The sequence below is a fragment of the Bartonella rattimassiliensis 15908 genome (assembly GCF_000278215.1).
GTDB lineage: Bacteria > Pseudomonadota > Alphaproteobacteria > Rhizobiales > Rhizobiaceae > Bartonella > Bartonella rattimassiliensis.
Map to the genome: position 1 here is coordinate 121,166 of NZ_JH725068.1, position 19,272 is coordinate 140,437.

Consider the following 19,272-nt stretch of genomic DNA (forward strand, 5'->3'; position numbering starts at 1 on the left):
GGAAAAAATGTGTCTAAGTTTACTCAAAAATTTGCTCTTCTTGGAGCTTTATTGCTTGCCATTTCTCCATTTTCTGCTTCTGCACACAATAAAATCAAAGTTGTTGCAAGCTTTTCTATTCTCGCAGATTTAATAAAAAATGTGGGAGATAACCATATCTCTATGACCACTTTTGTAGGCCCCAATGCGAATACCCACACTTATGAACCTACTCCTCATGATGCTCAAGCTCTTAGAAATGCTCAAATTATTTTTATCAACGGACTTCATTTAGAGGGATTCATTGACCGCCTCATCACAGCAAGCGGTACAAAAGCACTTCTTGTTAAAGTCAGTGCTAACGTTCCCCCTCTCGAAATGAAAAAACAAGAACATGAAGCCCATCACCACCATAGCGTTATTGATCCACACGCTTGGCAAACAATTCCCAATGTCGAAATCTATGTGAAGAATATCGCGGAGGCTTTTTGTAAAGTTGATCCACAAGCCTGTACGTGCTACAATAAAAATGCCGAAGCCTATATCCAAAAGCTTAAAGCAACACAAAACGCTCTGAAAACAAAAATTGCTACTATCCCTAAAGATAAACGTATCATTATCACATCTCATGATGCCTTTGGTTATTTTGCCAAAGAATATGGCTTTACTATCCTTGCTCCCCAACGTGCTTCAACAGAAGCAGAAGCAACTGCAGCCGATGTAGCCAAACTTATCAAACAAATTAAAACCAAGAAAGCAGCTGCCCTATTCGTTGAGAATATCTCTAATCCCCGTCTTATAAAACAAATTTCAAAAGAAACAGATTTAAAAATTGGGGGAACACTTTATTCTGACGCATTATCCAATGAAAATGGCCCTGCAGCAACTTATCTTGATATGATGGAACATAATGTGAATACCATCATTGATGCTATCACGAAACATTAAAAAATCTTCTATGAAAGAGAGAAGAAAGAGTTCATATAGCCATAGCTCTACAATTATATGACCGATGATATTTACGCCCCATGATTGATGACATTTATAGAAGAATTGATTTTAGAGATAAAATCTATACCTAAAGGATGCTGAAGTAGATAAAGTTATAAATGGATTTATTGACTCATGATGCCCAAACCATCCGCATTATTATTTATTTTTCAAAGCTTCTTTTATGATAACTCTCAACACTGGAAAAAAGTCAATAACTGTCGTACCATTGGAGACATACCACAAAAAATATTGACTTTATGAGATAAGCAACCTTATAAGATTATAAGGATACAGATAGACTAGCAATATAGTGAGGAGATATACTAATTTTTTAAAATACTTTGCAAAATAATAAGGACAGCGCAGCTAGCTTTGTCTCTGTTTGTTTTTATTAGATGCTTACTCCAATCTTTTATATCATATTCATAAAGAGCGGTTTAAAGATGATCCATAAACAATTTTTAACTCAAGAATATGAAAAGCTGATAGGATGTTTCAACAAAATTTCACCTTCCTGTACTATTAAATGTAATGGAAATTCTAGAATAAGTGCATCTTTTATCTCGCAATCATTTTTTTGCAATAGACTTAAATCGTTACGCAATGATATATTGATTTATAAAGATAATATAACATTATTCATATTGAATTAGACCCCCGAATATCGTCAGATTTTTTCATTTCAAATCTGTTTGTCTTGAATCAATCAAAACCTCTCACTTGCTCATCATAAACGGAGTAAGTGTGTAGATGGAATTTGTACAAGAAAGGAGTAAAAATGGCTCTTATAAATCGTCTTAATGTAAGGACTCTCACAACATTGGGGGCTGAAAATGTAATGATAGTGCCCGCTTGCTCCTCTACAAGCATAACATAAAGATGGAAGTGCCACTGGATTTACTGTTACTATTCACGGTCGCTGAGAACTCTATAGTGATTTACATAAAATAGAATTTGATGTATATATCCTCATAGATTGTATTCTAATTTATATGATTGGTAGAAACAACAGATACCCCTTATTATAAGAGCTCTGAAACCATTCTAAATCCTATGGTCGGCGGGTAAAGTAGAATGCGCACCGATTCTTGTTCAGACTATCTAAAACAGCGTTGTATTTTTAGATAAAATAGGCTCTTTTATATAATGGATCAAAGTTAGATATAGGGGTATAATGCCATCATCTGTAAATAATCTTCTCTCCATTTTTCTTATTCATTCTTTATAAGATATACACACTATTACATAAAGAATCTTTTCAAATGAGTAAAATTATGGTTAATAAATGATTATTATCTATTGATGTTTTTCTACAATAAAAAGAACTATACTTTAAAATAATATTCTTCTTACAAATCCTGAGAATGCAAAATTTATTATATGAGTTTTTCAGTATTCTCGGTATTATGTGGTAATGAATCATTACTAAAATTTTTTGTTTTTAATCTCATTGGTTATACTTTGTTTTTGTGAATGTAATCAAAAAAAGCAAAATTGCCACATTATTATGATGCAGCATAAAAAAAAGCCTTATCATATCAATCAATGTTTACTTATTACTTGTGCGCTTTCCAGTGTTTTTGTTAAAAGTATGAAAATCCTGATAAGTAACAGTGAAACTTAGTTTTTGACCATACTCTCTTGTAAGACGTTCTCTTATTTCAATTGTAAAAATGATATCACTCCAACGCGTTAAAACATGACAACCTGTTCCGACAGGCTTGATAAGCTCAATTTGTGTATGAAAGACAGGTCCTTTATCTGGATGTTCACCTAATAAGATTATTTCAGGTCTGAAAGCTAAAAAATCCGTTTCTTTACCATAAGAAAGTGAATACCCTAAATATTGTTCTAGGACATGACGATCAAGAAAATTCATAGGAGGAGAACCAATAAAATCGGCAACAAATATGGTTGCTGGAGTATCGTAAATTTCCATTGGTGTTCCAATTTGCTCGATAGCTCCTTTGTTCAAAACGACTATTCTATCGGCTAATGTCATGGCTTCTAGTTGATCATGGGTAACATAGAGGCTGGTTGTTCCTAATGAACGCTGTAACGTTTTTATCTCAATACACATTTGCGCTCGTAATTTTGCATCAAGATTTGAAAGAGGTTCATCAAAGAGAAAAACACGTGGTTGACGTACAATCACACGCCCCATTGCAACACGCTGGCGTTGTCCTCCTGATAATTGTCGTGGTTTACGATCAAGAAATGGTTCTATCTCCAAAAGTTTTGCAGCATGTGCAATGCGTTTTTTAATTTCTTCTTTAGGAGTTTTACGATTTTTAAGACCATATTCTAAGTTTCCACGAACTGTCATATGGGGATAAAGAGCATAATTTTGAAAAACCATAGCAATATCACGATCAGCTGGTTCACGATCATTGATACGCTCGTTATCAATACACAGTTCACCTGAAGTAACTTGTTCAAGTCCTGCAATAATACGTAACAAGGTTGATTTTCCACACCCTGAAGGTCCAACAAGAACAAGAAGTTCTTTATCAGCAACAGTTAAATTTAAATCATCAATGACCAGAATGCCATCATCATACCGTTTTTTTATATTTGACAACTGGATTATGGCCACAATTACTTCTCCGTTTCAATAAGGCCTTTGATAAAAAGCCGCTGCATGAAGATAACAACAAGAACAGGTGGTACCATAGCAACGACCGATACTGCCATAAGTATATTCCATTGAGGATCATGTTGAAGTGATTCGACAATAAGCTGTTTTAAAATAATCAGAATCGTTTGATGATTTTGATCCGTTGTGATGATAAGAGGCCAGAGATATTGTATCCATCCATAAATGAACATAATGATAAATAAAGCAGCAATATTGCTTTTACTAAGCGGAAGAAGAATATCCTTAAAAAATTTAAATGGTCCTGCACCATCAATACGTGCCGCCTCTAAAAGTTCATCTGGAACAGTCAAAAAAAACTGACGAAATAAAAATGTAGCGGTAGCAGATGCAATAAGTGGAATAATCATTCCACTATAGGTATCGATCATCCCCAATTTTGCAACAACCATATAAGTTGGAAGAATACGCACTTCAACAGGAAGCATCAATGTAACAAAAATAAGAACAAAAGCGATTTTTCGGAAAGGAAAACGCATATAGACAATTGCATAAGCAGACAAAAGTGAAATAATAATTTTTCCAATACTAATCCCCAAAGCCATAATAAGTGAATTCATTAAAAGTGGCCAAAGATTAGGCAAACCATGCTGTGAAAGGCCATTACCAAAGATTATTTTATAATTTTCCAAAGCATATTGCCCAGGTAAAAGAGGAAGTGTTCCTGAGTTAAATACTGCTGAACTATGCGTTGATGCAATGATAGCAACATAAACTGGAAAACAAATAATGATAATGCCAACAATGAGAGTAATATGGGTTAGAAATTTCAAAACAGGGCGATTTTCAACCATATTTTTTTCCTAATATTGTACACGACGCTCAATCCAGCGAAACTGGATAAACGTTAAGACAATAACCATAAACATCAATATTGTTGATTGTGCTGCTGATGCACCGATTATTTGATTTCTAAAGCTATCATCATATACTTTATAGACAAGGATATTTGTTGCACGCGCAGGACCTCCAAAAGTTGTATTATCAATAATACCAAAAGTATCAAACATAACATAATTAATATTGACAATAAGAAGGAAGAATGTCGTTGGTGAAATTTGCGGAAAAACAACAGTCCAAAATCGTTTAAAAGGACCAGCACCATCAATGGCTGCTGCTTCTATTTGAGAAAGCGGAACAGACTGAAGACCTGTAAGAAAAAAGAGGAAATTATAAGAAATCTGTTTCCAACTAGCCGCAATGACAATAAGAATCATCGCTTGAGTACCATTAACACGATAATTCCATAGCACCCCTATTTTTTCGAGAAGAAAAGGGATAATCCCAATAGTGGGATGAAAGATAAACAACCATAATATACCAGACAATACTGGAGCAACAGCATAAGGCCAAAGCAAAAGCATTGTATAAGCCTTTTTTGCACAGACGACACGATCAACACAAACGGCTAAAAGAAGTGATATTATCATTGAAACAACAGTAACAGAGATAGAAAATACTGCAGTTATAAGAAGTGACTGCCGATAAGTAGGATCAGAAAGAACGGTTAGATAATTTTCAAGACCAATAAAAGTTGTTGTAAAGCCAAAAGGATCTTCACGTTCAAAGGATGATTTTATTGCTTGTGCAGCAGGCCAAAAGAAAAACAAAAAAGTCACAAGGAGCTGAGGAAAAAGCAGTCCGTAAGAAAGGAGATTGCTTTTAAAATATGCGTGTTTTTCTTGCATTCGTAGGGCTCTTTAAATGTAGAGACTTTAAAAAAGAAAACAAAAAGGACTCAACTGTTTTTGTTGAGTCTTTGATGTTTAACGATAAAATGAAATTAATGATTGGATTTCTCAAATTCACGCAAGAGTTTATTTCCACGCTCAACAGCCTCATCTAAACCATCTTTCGGTGTTTTTGAACCACTAAGAACAGCTTCAAATTCTTGATCAAGAATGGTACGTATTTGTGGTAAATTACCAAATCTTATCCCTTTTGAGTTCATTGTTGGCGGATTAAGATTGATCTGTTTAATAGCAATATCAACACCTGGTGTTTTTTCATAGAAATGTTGTTTTTTACTCAATTCATAAGTTGCTCTTGTCGTTGGGAAGTAACCTGTTTCCTGATGCCATTTTACTTGATTTTCTGTTTTTGAAAGAAACTTGAGAAAAGCTGCTGCTCCAGCATATTCCTTTGGAGTATGACCCTTAAAGGCCCAAATAGAAGCTCCCCCAATAACTGAATTTTGTGGTGCTCCTTCCGCATCTTGATAGTACGGTAGCATACCAACACCCACATTAAACTGAGCTTCAGAAACAATTCCAGCATGTGATCCTGAAGACTGCATAAAAATTGCACAATTTTGTGCCATAAACATTGGTGCTGAATCTAATGCGCCCGCAGGACCACCATAGCGGAAAACACCTTGATCAGACCACCTTTTCAAATCAGTCCACATACGCACTTGTAAAGGCCCATTAAATGTAAGTTCTGAATCAAGTCCTTTAAAGCCATTTTCCTTCGTTCCAAAAGGAACATTATGCAACGCTGAAAAATTCTCTATACCAATCCATTGAGCAGCATAAGCCATTGTAAAGCCACATGTTGCTGCTTTAGTCTCAAGAATTTTTTTGGAAAAATCTTCTATATCTTGCCACGTTTTAGGAGGATGTTCTGGATCAAGCCCTGCTTTTTTAAAGATATCTTTATTATAATAAAGGATGGGTGTTGAAATATTGAATGGCATAGAGACCATACGCCCCTGTTCATCAGAGTAATAACTACTAATAGCAGGAAAATAATCTGTAAAATCGAATTCTTGTTTTGTGTCAATCATAAGTTGATAAAATGGATAGATCGCACCTTTCGTAGCCATCATAGTTCCAGTACCAACGTCATAAATTTGGGCGAGGACTGGCTGTTTCTTTCCACGAAATGCAGCAATGAGTGAAATTAACCCTTCTTCATATTCACCACGAAATGAAGGAATAACTTTATATTCAGATTGACTGGCATTAAAATCATTAATGAGACTTTCAGTTTGCTTTCCTAGTTCACCACTCATAGAATGCCAAAAGCTGATTTTTGTCTGTGCGAAACTTGATGTTATTCCTGCTATTGTCATTATGATAACGACCACAGCCGCTATGGAAAGATAAAAACATCTCATGACTCACCCTTTCTGAAGTGATGGAATACAAACTACCCCTAAAATCTATAGTATGAAATATGAACATGCTACGATAGTTTTATTTCAGAAATACATTCATTTAAACAGGAACCACCAAAAGGTCAAATAAATTTGTTTAGATTTATTCGTTTTCTTTTATAAGCTTTCTTATAGCTTAATGAGACACTCGTTTGTAAATATTTGAAAAAATAAAAGAGTTTAAATAAGAAAGGTCAGACGTACAAAGCTATAGGTCACCAATGTCATTCAATCTACTCTTGTAATATCTGAATTTATTTAAAAAAAGAGTTGTTTAGTCTTCCTTTATTTGTCTTAAAACCTTAATATTATACTGATACTGAATGAACGAAGAGCTATAAAAAATTTTTCAATATATTAACAGCCATTTCATGATAGCTTCTATAAAATAAAAACGTCAAAGCTCCCTCTCTAAGTGAATAAGATTTTTTGTATTGCCACCATTTTCACATTTCATAAAAGTGCACAACAGAACTATTATACTTTAAAAAACCTTCCATTTGAAATGCGCTTCAATGGATATTTTCATTCTTTTCTCAAAAGATTTTTATCCACACCCTAAGCCTGCTTGTAATGCACGAACAAACGATTTAGGCTAATGCATTATAAAAAGATTTGAAATAAGAAAATTTTACATGTTAAGATCTCTCATTTAATATGAAAAACGTTGAATTATCATTAATAAATTGATGTGTTATTACGTGTAAAAAAATACTTCTTATTCTCTCCCATTAAGTTGACTTGATAAAGATATGGGATCTTCTCTTAGTAAGATATATCTTTTTTACCTTTGTGCACGCAATTGCAATGCAAGATCAGGTTGATCTGTCGTAATATAATGTACAGGCATATCAAGCCAATGTGATAGCCGAGCTTTTCCGTTAATCGTCCATACCCCTACAGTAAAATCAGCTTCAAGAGCTGCTTCAATAAAATCCTGTGAAACAATGGAACCATCTAAACTTAAATCAGAATAACCCAATTGTTTCCATTCAAAAAAATGACGGTACATATCACCTTCAAAATTATCAACACAAGGACCAGATGGTATGCCTGATTCAATAAAAGGACGAAGGACCAAAGGATCAAAACTAATGGCAGAAACCCGTTCTGATAAGTTTCGGCTTTTTATGAGCGCAAGCGCTTTTTGGGATAATATTGTTTCACGCTCTACTTCACCACATGTTTTGATTTCAAGATGCAATGCAACATTAGTGGATGTTAAAAGATCAAGCACTTCTTCTAATAAGGGGGGGGCCTCTCGACTTCCTTTCACGCAAAGTTGTTTGCGTGTTTCATTATCAATATCATGAATATATCCTTTTTTGCCAACCAATTGATCTAAACGGAAATCATGAAAGACAACCACTTCACCGCTTTTTAGTAAATGAACATCGCATTCAATTTCATTAACATTTAACGCTATAGCATTATTAAATGCCGAAAGAGTATTTTCAGGATAAAGATGAGCGCCCCCACGGTGTGCAATAATTTTTTTCTCATACATGCAAATTTCACACTTCTTAGTCTTAAATGATATTGGTCAATTTTAAATGACGTTGGCTCTAAATGATATTAGCGGACAGATGCTCAGATAAAGGACTTATATCCTCTAATAAACGTGCACAATTATTTTTTCAGACTTTTTATACACTTTCCTGAATATCAATTCTTCAATCATATTTTATCATTAAAAAGCTTATCCTTCATTTCCATTATTCCCATTCAATGGTACCAGGAGGCTTTGAGGTTACATCATAGACAACACGATTAATTCCTCTAACTTCGTTAATAATACGTGCTGCTGTCTTACTTAAAAATGCCATATCATAGGGATAAAAATCAGCAGTCATTCCATCTACAGATGTGACAGCACGAAGAGCACAAACAAATTCATAAGTACGACCATCCCCCATAACACCAACGGTTTGAACGGGAAGAAGAATAGCAAAAGCTTGCCAAATTTCATCATAAAGACCAGCCTTACGGATTTCCTCAAGATAAATGGCATCTGCTTCACGTAAAATTTCTAATTTTTCACGTGTTACAGCACCTGGACACCGAATTGCAAGACCAGGACCTGGAAAAGGATGACGACCAATAAACTGCTCCGGCAACCCTAACTCTCGTCCTAAAGAGCGAACCTCATCCTTAAAAAGCTCACGCAACGGTTCTACAAGTTTCATATTCATCTGTTCTGGTAACCCGCCCACATTATGATGGCTTTTAATGGTTATCGATTCACCAATAGCCGATACACTCTCAATAACATCTGGATAAAGTGTTCCTTGTGCTAAAAACTCTGCACCTCCTATTTTTTTCGTCTCTCTTTCAAAAACATCAATAAAAAGGCAACCAATTATTTTGCGTTTTTTTTCTGGATCTGTCTCACCTTCTAAAGCATGAAGAAATATATCAGCAGCATTAACGTGAATCAGCTCTATGTTATAGTGATCGCGGAATAATGTAAGAACTTCCTGAGCTTCATTCTTACGCATTAATCCATGATCAACCAAAATGCATGTCAATTGATCTCCTATGGCTTCATGAAGGAGCACCGCTACAACAGATGAATCTACTCCCCCTGAAAGACCACAAATCACACGACTTTTCCCAACTTTTTGTCGTATTGTCGCAATTGCCTGCTCACGATAAGAGGCCATTGACCAATTGCTTTTAATAGCAGAGATTTTATAAATAAAATTTTGCAAAAGTTTTGTACCATCCGGTGTATGGATAACTTCAGGATGAAACTGTACCGCATAAAAATGTCTTTTTTCATCTGCAATAGCCGCATAGGGAGCACCTTTTGAGGTGCCTATGACACGAAAACCTTCTGGTAAAGCTGCCACACGATCACCATGACTCATCCATACTTGATAACAAGAACCTTTTTCCCATACTCCATCAAAAAGTGCACTCTCTTCTTGCACTTCCAAAAAAGCGCGCCCAAATTCACGCTCATGTCCTGCTTCAACCTTCCCTCCAAGCTGAACACACATGACTTGTTCGCCGTAGCAAATACCAAGAACAGGAATACCAGATTCAAAAATTTCCATTGGAGCACGTGGTGAATCTTCATCTATAACGGAATAAGGACTACCTGATAAAATAACAGCTTTAGGATTTATGCGACGCACAGCATCTAAAGCCAATTGAAAAGGAACAATTTCACAATATACCCCCATTGCTCGCACCCGTCGTGCAACAAGTTGTGTTACTTGTGAACCAAAGTCAATAATAAGGATAGTGTCTGGATATGATATGTTCATAGAAAACCAATCAACAATTGTAAAAAAGAATTTATGAGAGTTATGATTCAATCTTTCTCTTTGCACAAGACTGTTTTCTTAGGAAAAAGATTATTCTCGTAAAATTTATGATAAAAAATGCAAAAATATGAATTAATGTTTTTTTTGCAACACAGATAAAAAGAAACCATCTGTTTGTGTTGTTGCGGGCGATAAAGTCAGTCCATAATTTGAAAAGACTGGTTGCATAGGAGAAAAACTAAAATGTTTCTGCCAAAGTGCCGATATATCTATAGGATAAAAATGAGAATACCGTTGAAGAAAATGGGAAATTTGTTCCTCATTTTCATCTACAAGAAGAGAACAGGTAATATAGACTAAGCGCCCATTCGGCTTAAGATAATCTATCGCTTCATTCAAAATAACCCTCTGTTCTTTTTGGCGTTGTCTGACCTGCTCTAATGTTAAACGCCATTTCGCATCTGGACGACGACGCCATGTTCCTGTCCCACTACAGGGTGCATCGAGTAGAATTCTATCCATCTGGCCTATTAATGGCTTCAATTCTTCTCTTTGCGCTCGTATTTGTACATTGCGAACACCAGCACGTCGAAGACGATCAAAAATAGGGGCTAGGCGCCCTTTATCAGAATCATAAGCATAAATTTGCCCACGATTGTCCATATCGGAAGCTAAAGCTAAAGTCTTTCCACCAGCTCCTGCGCAATAATCCAATACTTGCATACTTTCTTGTGCTTCCACAAGATGAGCAACAATTTGAGATCCTAAATCCTGTATTTCAAAGTGCCCTTTTTGAAAAGCTATTTCCGCTTGAACATTGGGATGGCGATCAAATTTTTTAATCGGGGCAACTCTTAAAGCTTGCCGAAACCATGGAAAAGACTGAAGTTTGGTCTTTGCTAACTCTTTCAGCACCTTTTCTGGTGTTGCCTTTAGACTATTCACCCGTAAATCTAAAGAAGGACGCGTTGCTAACGCAGCAGCTTCAGTGATCCAATTATCACCAAATAAAGGACAAAGATGTGCTTGACACCATTGAGGAATATCACCGCGAATATAGTCTGGAGCATCCACTAATCGCCTCTTTTGCCACGATTGGCGCTGTTTATCTGCTAATAACTGCGGAGCAAAACGATCTCCTTCTAACGCACTGTCAATTTGCTCCAATGTCATTTTTCCAGTATCTAATAAGGTAGCAAAAACAATATCCCGAACATCATCACTCTCCATACGCCATTGTAAAGAATATCGTCGTCTTAAAACATCATAAACGATTGTACCAATAGCTGCACGATCACCTGCTCCAGCAAAGCGATGAGAAAGCCCCCAATCCTTTAAAGTTTCTCCTACTGGGCGATGCCTCATTTCTATCTCTTTGAGAACATCTATTGCTGCTTGCAACCGCCCACCTAATCGCATTCATTTCTCCTATTAAAATAATATTATCTTATTACTGCCAATGAAACCTGTTCAAAGCTACCAAAAATTTACATTCACTTTTAAAATAATCTGAGTATATTCTTTATAAGATCCAATTTAATGTATCTAGATTTTTTCTTTCATTTTCTGTCCATTGGCTTTTTATCTTTCTAAAATACATGAAATCCTTTTACACTAAAAGATACGCTATCATCCATAAATAACCTCTTTCCGCCATGCATTAAAAAAACAAACTCTTTAATTATTGTATAAAATGGAATTTTATCGACTTATATAAACAACAGGAAAAATTAAATCTCTTCCATTTTAAAAATGTTATCCCTCCGAAAAAATAGAAAAAGCTTCTAATAAGATGAGACAGGATCATCTTATTCTCAACAAAAAATTAACTTTTTAGAAAATGCTTGGAACCACTATTTGGCATGGCCGTTTTTATTACACTGGCAACTGCCAGACAATTTAAAAGGAGAAAATAATGACTTATAATAATGGAAAAACAACTTCATCTAAAAGCCGTCATAATACAATGCCCTCAAACAATGGAAAGAAATCCGTCCAAAGTGATCAGACAAACACTCGCCAACGTGCGTCAAAGACGGAACGCAAGACAACAAAAGGTTAATTCTAACTTTATATAATTCATCTTACATAGCCTTAACAGAAAGAATTAGAGTTTTGACCTCTAATTCTTTCCTTCAGATATTATTACCCAAATCACAGATAGAAAAAAGATCAGTCCCTCTTCTTTGTTTGTAGGAGATTAGATATATGCGATCTGACGCCAAGCTCTTACTCCTTCAAACTGGACCCCGATAGTTTGGACTCTCCCGTGTAATAGAAACATCATGCGTATGGCTTTCATGGAGTCCCGCATTCGTAATACGAACAAACGTTGCTTTTTCACGAAACTCTACGAGATCTTTTGCCCCAACATATCCCATCGAAGCACGGAGTCCCCCAGCAAGCTGGTGTAAAACCGATGCTATAGGACCCTTATAGGCCACTTGCCCCTCTACTCCTTCAGGAACCAACTTAAGTTCATCACGAACGTCATCTTGAAAATAGCGATCTGCTGATCCTCGTGCCATAGCACCAACGGATCCCATACCGCGATAGGCTTTAAAAGATCGACCTTGGTAAAGATAAACTTCACCCGGACTTTCTTCTGTACCTGCTAAAAGAGAACCGATCATAGCTGCACAAGCTCCACCAGCTAAAGCTTTAGCAAAATCACCTGATGCTTTGATTCCACCATCTGCAATTATGGGAATGCCCGCTTTTTCAGCAACTTCTGCAGCATTCATAATGGCAGCAAGTTGAGGGACACCGACACCAGCAACAATACGCGTTGTGCAAATAGAGCCAGGACCAATACCAACTTTTACCGCATCTGCACCACTGTCAATTAATGCCTGCGTTGCTTGAGCTGTCGCTACATTCCCAGCAATAACAGCTGGAGAGAAAGCCATCTTTTTAATTCGTTCAACAGTTTCTAACACACGTTGAGAATGTCCATGTGCTGTATCAATGACCAGAACATCAACACCTGCATCAATGAGACGTTCAGCACGCTCAATCCCATCATTTCCAACACTACTAGCTGCTGCTGCACGTAAGCGCCCTTGAGAATCTTTAGCAGCATTTGGATTTAATTTTGCTTTTTCAATATCCTTAACTGTTATCAAACCGACACAACGATTTTGTTCATCCACAACCAATAATTTTTCAATACGGTGATGATGTAAAAGATATTTTGCTTCATTGAGTTGGACACTTTCACGCACTGTGATCAAATTTTTATGCGTCATTAATTCATAAATTTTTTGTTTTGGATCCGATGCAAAACGTACATCTCTATTGGTCAGAATGCCAACAAGCCGTCCCGCTGGACCACCTTTAACACTATTTTCAACAACCGGAATGCCTGAAATACCATGAGAACGCATCAAAGCTTTCGCTTCTTCAAGTGTTGCATCTGGTCTAATTGTAACTGGATTAACAACCATACCAGATTCAAACTTTTTTACCTGGCGTACCTCTTCTGCCTGCTCTGCAGGAGACATATTACGATGAATAACCCCAAGCCCCCCAGCTTGAGCCATAGCAATTGCCAAACGCGATTCTGTTACCGTATCCATTGCAGCAGAAAGCAATGGCAAATTGAGCTTAATATCAGCTGCAATGCGCGTACTGAGATCCACTTGGCTAGGCATAACAAGAGAATGACCGGGCTGTAACAGTACATCATCAAAAGTCAATGCCAATTCACCTGTCCCCGTTTCAACAATCTTTGCCATAGCAAAATTCCTTTTATAATAAAATTATAATAAAACACCGCAAGGAGCTTTAAAATACAACTGCGGTTCTCATACATGGTAGATTGGCAAAAAATTATGCCATGCTACAAACAAAATGAAAAGAAAAATAAATATTTTTTAAGTGTACTTAATAAAAATTTATAATTGTGATTCAATTGGCAACCAACTTATTATTTTTGCAAAGACACGACGCCAAAAATTGCTTTCTGGTTCATAATCAATGCTATACTTTTTTTTATTTTCAATAAAATCCCAATAAATACGATCATTATCACCAAGGCGAAGATGATAACTCATTTCCTCCGTTGTTTCTTCAGAAAACAACAAATCTAACCTTGCTGTAATGGGAGCACATTCAAAAAGAATACCCATCTCGGTATTTAATGCTGCCGATCTAGGATCAAAGTTTAAAGATCCAATAAAAGCTGTTTTACGATCAACTAAAAAAGCTTTAGTATGTAAACTTGCCTTACTCGATCGAAACAACCGTAACCCATGGGTGTTGCCTTCCGCTTTTAATTCATAAAGCTTAACACCACTTTTCAACAGCGCCTTACGATACAATACATAACCACCATGCACCAATGCTACATCGGTAGCCGCTAAGGAATTCGTAAGAATTTTGACATCAACACCTTTTGAAACCAAATCACTAAAATTCTGCGCACCAACCTTACCAGGAACAAAATAAGGGGACGTAATTTGAACCGTTTTTTGAGCGTTACCAATAACCTTTGAGAGCACCTTCATAAGCCAATTGCTTGCTTCTTTGCGCAATGCTTTTTCTGGAGGATCAGAAAGAACAACAACTTTATCTGCTAAAAATAACCGCTTTCCTGTTTGGATAAAACAATCAAAGTTAATGTGCTCTTTGACATAATTTAAATAAACTCTTGCAACTTTCGAATCCCGAAACTGTCGTAATTTATCTTTCCAATAGCTAAGATCACTTGCACTTTTAGGAACAACCAAAGTATGAATTGGCAAAACAACAGAACTGTTCCAAAAATCATCAAAGATACTTTCCACCTTTTTGACAGAGGGACCAATTAACATCAAATCCAAATCTCGAAAATGGGATTCTTCACCAGCATCAAAATAAGAATCTGCAAGATTACGCCCTCCTACAAAAGCAACCCGACCATCAACAATAAAAGCTTTATTATGCATTCTGCGTGTGACCATAATTGCCCGCAATATAATTTCTAAACCACGGCGTAACCCTCCTTTACGCGATAGACCTGGATTAAACATTCTTACCTCAATATAAGGATGTTTATCGAGCGCAATATAAGCTGGATCACGTGCCTGAGCGTTAATATCATCCAAAAGAAGCCGTACCCGAACACCCCGATCAGCTGCCTCAACTATTTCACTTAATAATAGACGCCCTGTTAAATCATCATCCCAAATATAATACATCAGATCAAGGCTACGCCCAGCCTCTGCAGCCCCTACCGCACGTACACAAAATGCATCCAAATTACTGATGATGAGGGATAGGGCATCTTTATCAACCCCTAATCCATTTTCTTCTTCAGCTAATTGACTAACGATACGATCAAGCTTAGTTTCATCTTTCTGAATAGGCAATGCATATGAACACTGCCCCCTAGCACTTTTCATAAAACGCCCATATGTATAGATTGCCAACATAGATGCAATAAAAAAAAAGAGGACAAAACCAATAATAATCTGTAAAAGAGTCAAAGAGGATAAACTTTCTATGTTTATTTTAAACTATTGAATCACCAGTGATACAAACAATAATACTGAAACTAATCATTCAACAATGCTAAAACTAATTATTTTATTTAATCGTTTAGCAGATAAAATGCCACTTTTTGCTTAAGCAATAGTATAAATTAATATCCATAATGAAAAAATTTTAGCTGCAATACTTAAAAATTTAATTTAAAATCTTTAAAAATGCCTCTCAAATTTAATAAATATAAACTTAAATAATAAACTGTTAAATCGAAACAAATAATAAAACAATCAAATAAAATTTATGCTTGATTTAAACCTACAACATGATCCTCAATACATAAACTTTACAATAAATGATCGTTTTATTAAGTTTTCCCCTCTTTGGACTTTATCATAAAGCCCTTTCTATTTTTTTGAAAGTCATGCTTTTCATGAAAAAAGATTGGTTATGAACCTTACTTTCGTTCTTGATTTCTGACTGCTCTCAATTCTTCCATTTTTCTATAAAGTGTAGAACGACCGATATGAAGGCGGCGCGCAATCTCACTCATATGTCCTTTATAATGTTTAATTGCTTTCTCGATAATATCATGTTCCATCTCTGCAAAAGTACGCACATGTCCATCTGCATTCAAAAATTGTAAAGACTCTCGTTCATTATTTTCTTGCATATTGCCTTCAATGATATTGGGAACATTCATTAATGAGCTTCCCATTAATTGGGGAAAATCTCGAACAGTTAATAATGGCCCTTCACTGAGTAAAATCGCACGAAATAAAAAATTTTCAAGCTCATTTCTATTACCAGGCCAATCATACTGCATAAGCAAGGAAAGAGCCGATCCTGCTAAACCATGAACATGTGATCGTCCTGTTTCTGCTATAATGCGATTAATCAAATATTGAGTGATCTCTGGAAAATCATCCCTTAATTCTCGTAAAGCAGGAACGCTAATAGACAAATGAGAAAATTGTTCAAATAAACTATGTAAAAAGAAGTTTTCTTTAACCAGGTCCTTTAAACGCGATGTTGAAATAGCAATGATCCGAAAAGGAAAAAGCTCTCCTTTTGTATCCCTTTCCCTTTCTTTAAGATAATGAGCAAACCGTTTTTGCTGTATGGGTTCAAGCCGATCAATATCACAAAGGCAAAGTGTTCCTTTTTCAAGCGAAGAAACCAATGGTAGAAATTCTTTAAACCACTGCTGATTTTCTTCTTCTGGATCAATGATGGCTGAACATTGAAAGCGAATAAAAACGCCCTCCGAGAATAAACCCTCATGATGAATAATCCGAGCTAATGTCTCACGTCCTGTTCCAACTTCACCCTCTATCAAAAGATTTTGTAAAGAAGTCGCTGCTTTTCTTGATTGCTCTAAAACTATCTGCATAGCTCTACTTTTTATGCAAAGGTCAGAAAAACGTAAATGATTCTCTTTTTTTCGCCGAATAGCTCGCACCTCATGCTCCAAGGCAGAAATAAGAGCAAGAATATCCAAAGTAACTCTTACTCGTAATAATGTTACTGGTTGAATCCAATAATCAATAGCCCCAGCGGCTAAAGCTCTCTGAAGTAAAGTCTGATTCTCCTGTTGTGCTATAACAATAATAGGAACAGAAACACCAGCAACTCTAATCATTTTAATCAAATCACTTACACTCAAATCACTCATCACGATATCAAGGAGTGCAAGCACAATGTTTTTACGCCTGTGTAAAAGATCAATCGTACGGAAACCATTTTCTGCTTCAATGACACGATAACCAAAACCGCGAAGCATAGCAGAAAGCTCTATACGCCTTCCATAATCTTCACTCGCAACAAGAATGGGACCAACCATAATGTCAATAATCTCCTTTGAGACTATTCAGCGGCTTAAGGTAAAAACTATTGTAAACCATAAAAAATATTTCACCTCTTGTATTTTGCTTATGAACCTCATCAAGCTGTTAATTAAATACAACATTAAGGCATTTTTTTCCATTTTTTTGCTTTTTCATTGATTTTCATCAAATTTTTCATATTGACTCATAGTGTAATTTAATAATGTTATAAAAACTTGAGAGCAAAATAATCTAATATAGAGTGAAATAAATGAAACATACTTATCATATTTTATGTCTTACAATCACCGCTTTGCTATTAAGTGCCTGTAACTTTTCACAACATTATAACCTCAATATGCCAACTGGAATTGATGGAAAATGGATCGATGAAAACGGTATTGTTTCTTCTTTCCACAATGGTGTTTTTGAAACGTATGCAGCAGATACAAAAGAAAAACTATCAGAAGGAGTGTATAATTATCTCAATGCTCAAAATATAGAAATTGAAATACGCTCTATTCTCCGTGGAACAATCTCTAGAGTCAATTGCGCAATGTCATATGATGAAACACAACTTCTCTGCACCTCACACACAGGAACACAATTTTTTCTTAAGCGAAAGTTTTAAACAAAATATTTTAAACACAATATAAAGTCAAAAATCCTCTTAAGAAATAGAAAGAAGTACATACATTAAACAGGAGGTGGCTATTTCTCCTCCTGATAGAAAATCCTCTTTAAAATACGTAAAGAGACTAATACAATGCTTTATATGTAAAATTTTTTAAACATTATAAAATGTGTAAAATAATCATTTCCTTTTATGAAATATCCGCAAAGCTACTTTACAATCAAACTGTGACGTTGCATTATTTTCAAGCACTTTTAATCTAAAAGAACATTTTATTTGATAGAGAACTTTAATCTAAGCGGCACCAATGCGCAACAAATCATGAAAATGAACAATCCCTACTGGCTTCTTATCTTCAACCACGAAAAATGCACCAATATGATGATCATTAATAAAAGCTGTTGCTGCACCAACAAGTGTATTTGGCTTTACAACTTTAGGAGCTTTGGTCATCACCTCGTCAACATTAAATTTTGATAAATTAAAATGAATGTTACGTGCAAGATCACCATCGGTCACAATTCCGATGAGTTCACCTTCTTGATTCACAACACCAACACAGCCAAAATGTTTTTTTACCAAAACATCCATAGCTTCAGTCATAGTTGTTCCCTGCATAACTAAAGGAATACTATCACCCTCATGCATAATATCACACACATATTTAAGGCTTGCACCAAGAGAACCACCAGGATGATATATTTTGAAATCCGTTGCCGTAAAACCACGCATTTCTAAAAGAGAAACCGCTAATGCATCCCCCATTGCCAATTGCATAATTGTTGACGTTGTAGGAGCTAAACCATGAGGGCAAGCTTCTTCTATCTTTGGTAATAATAGAACAATATCAGCTTGTCGTCCTAACACAGAGTGCTCACTTGATGTCATTGCAATAAGGGGGATACGAAAACGTGCAGCATAACTCATAATGCCACTTAACTCTTGCGTTTCACCAGACCATGATAAAGCAAGAATAACATCATCAGATCCAATCATACCAAGATCACCATGATTGGCTTCTGCAGCATGAACAAAAAAGGCAGGCGTTCCAGTTGAAGCTAGAGTTGCTGCAATTTTTGTCCCTATATGACCACTTTTCCCAAGGCCAGTAATAACCACATGTCCACGGGCATTTCTAATAGTTTGAACAGCCGTTTCAAAAGAAGAAGAAAGACTTCCAAGGAGGGCTACTTCAAGGGCTTTAAGTCCTTGCTTTTCACTCGCAAGTGTCTTAAGCGCCGATGCAACAGCACCTTGCAAAGCCAGATGAGGAGATGGTATTGTCATAA

The 19,272-nt window shown here is 36.0% G+C and carries 14 protein-coding genes; 3 read left to right on the forward strand and 11 right to left on the reverse strand.

The window, feature by feature from the left end; genetic code table 11:
• The first annotated feature begins 9 nt into the window (after positions 1-9).
• On the forward strand, positions 10-927 hold the full coding sequence (locus MCY_RS07055; protein ID WP_007347681.1) for a metal ABC transporter solute-binding protein, Zn/Mn family: 918 nt from the start codon (positions 10-12) through the stop codon (positions 925-927).
• Positions 928-2,521: 1,594 nt separating this feature from the next.
• Here the strand turns inward: MCY_RS07055 and MCY_RS07060 are convergent.
• From MCY_RS07060 to MCY_RS07090, 7 genes are all read right to left on the reverse strand, one after another.
• Complete coding sequence (locus tag MCY_RS07060) at positions 2,522-3,568, reverse strand: sn-glycerol-3-phosphate import ATP-binding protein UgpC (protein ID WP_007347683.1); 1,047 nt, start codon at positions 3,566-3,568, stop codon at positions 2,522-2,524.
• 2 nt (positions 3,569-3,570) lie between these two features.
• Positions 3,571-4,422 (reverse strand): sn-glycerol-3-phosphate ABC transporter permease UgpE, encoded by an 852-nt coding sequence (gene ugpE / locus MCY_RS07065; protein ID WP_007347684.1) that lies wholly within the window; start codon positions 4,420-4,422, stop codon positions 3,571-3,573.
• 9 nt (positions 4,423-4,431) lie between these two features.
• On the reverse strand, positions 4,432-5,316 hold the full coding sequence (gene ugpA, locus MCY_RS07070) for a sn-glycerol-3-phosphate ABC transporter permease UgpA (protein ID WP_007347685.1): 885 nt from the start codon (positions 5,314-5,316) through the stop codon (positions 4,432-4,434).
• Positions 5,317-5,411: 95 nt separating this feature from the next.
• Positions 5,412-6,746, reverse strand: coding sequence for a sn-glycerol-3-phosphate ABC transporter substrate-binding protein UgpB (gene ugpB, locus MCY_RS07075; RefSeq protein WP_007347686.1), 1,335 nt, complete (start codon positions 6,744-6,746; stop codon positions 5,412-5,414).
• A gap of 823 nt (positions 6,747-7,569) precedes the next feature.
• Entirely contained in the window at positions 7,570-8,292 is a 723-nt protein-coding gene (locus MCY_RS07080) for a glycerophosphodiester phosphodiesterase (protein ID WP_007347687.1), read from the reverse strand.
• Between the two features lie 208 nt (positions 8,293-8,500).
• Entirely contained in the window at positions 8,501-10,057 is a 1,557-nt protein-coding gene (guaA, locus tag MCY_RS07085) for a glutamine-hydrolyzing GMP synthase (protein ID WP_026088044.1), read from the reverse strand.
• Between the two features lie 132 nt (positions 10,058-10,189).
• Positions 10,190-11,476, reverse strand: coding sequence for an RsmB/NOP family class I SAM-dependent RNA methyltransferase (locus tag MCY_RS07090; RefSeq protein WP_007347689.1), 1,287 nt, complete (start codon positions 11,474-11,476; stop codon positions 10,190-10,192).
• A 496-nt stretch (positions 11,477-11,972) separates the two neighbouring features.
• On the opposite strand from MCY_RS07090, the gene MCY_RS09655 reads away from it, so the two are divergent.
• The gene (locus MCY_RS09655; protein ID WP_007347690.1) at positions 11,973-12,119 is read left to right on the forward strand and encodes a hypothetical protein; all 147 of its coding nucleotides are present in this window, start codon (positions 11,973-11,975) and stop codon (positions 12,117-12,119) included.
• A gap of 175 nt (positions 12,120-12,294) precedes the next feature.
• On the opposite strand, the gene guaB is transcribed toward MCY_RS09655, so the two are convergent.
• From guaB to MCY_RS07105, 3 genes are all read right to left on the reverse strand, one after another.
• Positions 12,295-13,794 carry an IMP dehydrogenase gene (guaB, locus tag MCY_RS07095; protein WP_007347691.1) on the reverse strand — a complete coding sequence of 500 codons (1,500 nt, stop codon included), beginning with the start codon at positions 13,792-13,794 and terminating at the stop codon, positions 12,295-12,297.
• A gap of 159 nt (positions 13,795-13,953) precedes the next feature.
• Positions 13,954-15,525 carry a phospholipase D family protein gene (locus MCY_RS07100; protein WP_007347692.1) on the reverse strand — a complete coding sequence of 524 codons (1,572 nt, stop codon included), beginning with the start codon at positions 15,523-15,525 and terminating at the stop codon, positions 13,954-13,956.
• 455 nt (positions 15,526-15,980) lie between these two features.
• Positions 15,981-17,366, reverse strand: a complete 1,386-nt coding sequence (locus MCY_RS07105) for a sigma-54-dependent transcriptional regulator (protein WP_007347693.1) — start codon at positions 17,364-17,366, stop codon at positions 15,981-15,983.
• A 254-nt stretch (positions 17,367-17,620) separates the two neighbouring features.
• On the opposite strand from MCY_RS07105, the gene omp10 reads away from it, so the two are divergent.
• Positions 17,621-17,980 (forward strand): outer membrane lipoprotein Omp10, encoded by a 360-nt coding sequence (omp10, locus tag MCY_RS07110; protein WP_007347694.1) that lies wholly within the window; start codon positions 17,621-17,623, stop codon positions 17,978-17,980.
• Positions 17,981-18,277: 297 nt separating this feature from the next.
• Here the strand turns inward: omp10 and MCY_RS07115 are convergent, their stop codons facing one another.
• The gene (locus tag MCY_RS07115) at positions 18,278-19,270 is read right to left on the reverse strand and encodes a KpsF/GutQ family sugar-phosphate isomerase (protein WP_007347695.1); all 993 of its coding nucleotides are present in this window, start codon (positions 19,268-19,270) and stop codon (positions 18,278-18,280) included.
• Positions 19,271-19,272: the final 2 nt, after the last annotated feature.

Coding starts and splice junctions, on each gene's coding strand:
- ugpE (WP_007347684.1), bottom strand. CDS start 4,422: ATGGTTGAAAATCGCCCTGTTTTGAAATTTCTAACCCATATTACTCTC.
- ugpA (WP_007347685.1), bottom strand. CDS start 5,316: ATGCAAGAAAAACACGCATATTTTAAAAGCAATCTCCTTTCTTACGGA.
- ugpB (WP_007347686.1), bottom strand. CDS start 6,746: ATGAGATGTTTTTATCTTTCCATAGCGGCTGTGGTCGTTATCATAATG.
- MCY_RS07080 (WP_007347687.1), bottom strand. CDS start 8,292: ATGTATGAGAAAAAAATTATTGCACACCGTGGGGGCGCTCATCTTTAT.
- guaA (WP_026088044.1), bottom strand. CDS start 10,057: ATGAACATATCATATCCAGACACTATCCTTATTATTGACTTTGGTTCA.
- MCY_RS07090 (WP_007347689.1), bottom strand. CDS start 11,476: ATGCGATTAGGTGGGCGGTTGCAAGCAGCAATAGATGTTCTCAAAGAG.
- MCY_RS09655 (WP_007347690.1), top strand. CDS start 11,973: ATGACTTATAATAATGGAAAAACAACTTCATCTAAAAGCCGTCATAAT.
- guaB (WP_007347691.1), bottom strand. CDS start 13,794: ATGGCAAAGATTGTTGAAACGGGGACAGGTGAATTGGCATTGACTTTT.
- MCY_RS07105 (WP_007347693.1), bottom strand. CDS start 17,366: ATGGTTGGTCCCATTCTTGTTGCGAGTGAAGATTATGGAAGGCGTATA.
- omp10 (WP_007347694.1), top strand. CDS start 17,621: ATGAAACATACTTATCATATTTTATGTCTTACAATCACCGCTTTGCTA.
- MCY_RS07115 (WP_007347695.1), bottom strand. CDS start 19,270: ATGACAATACCATCTCCTCATCTGGCTTTGCAAGGTGCTGTTGCATCG.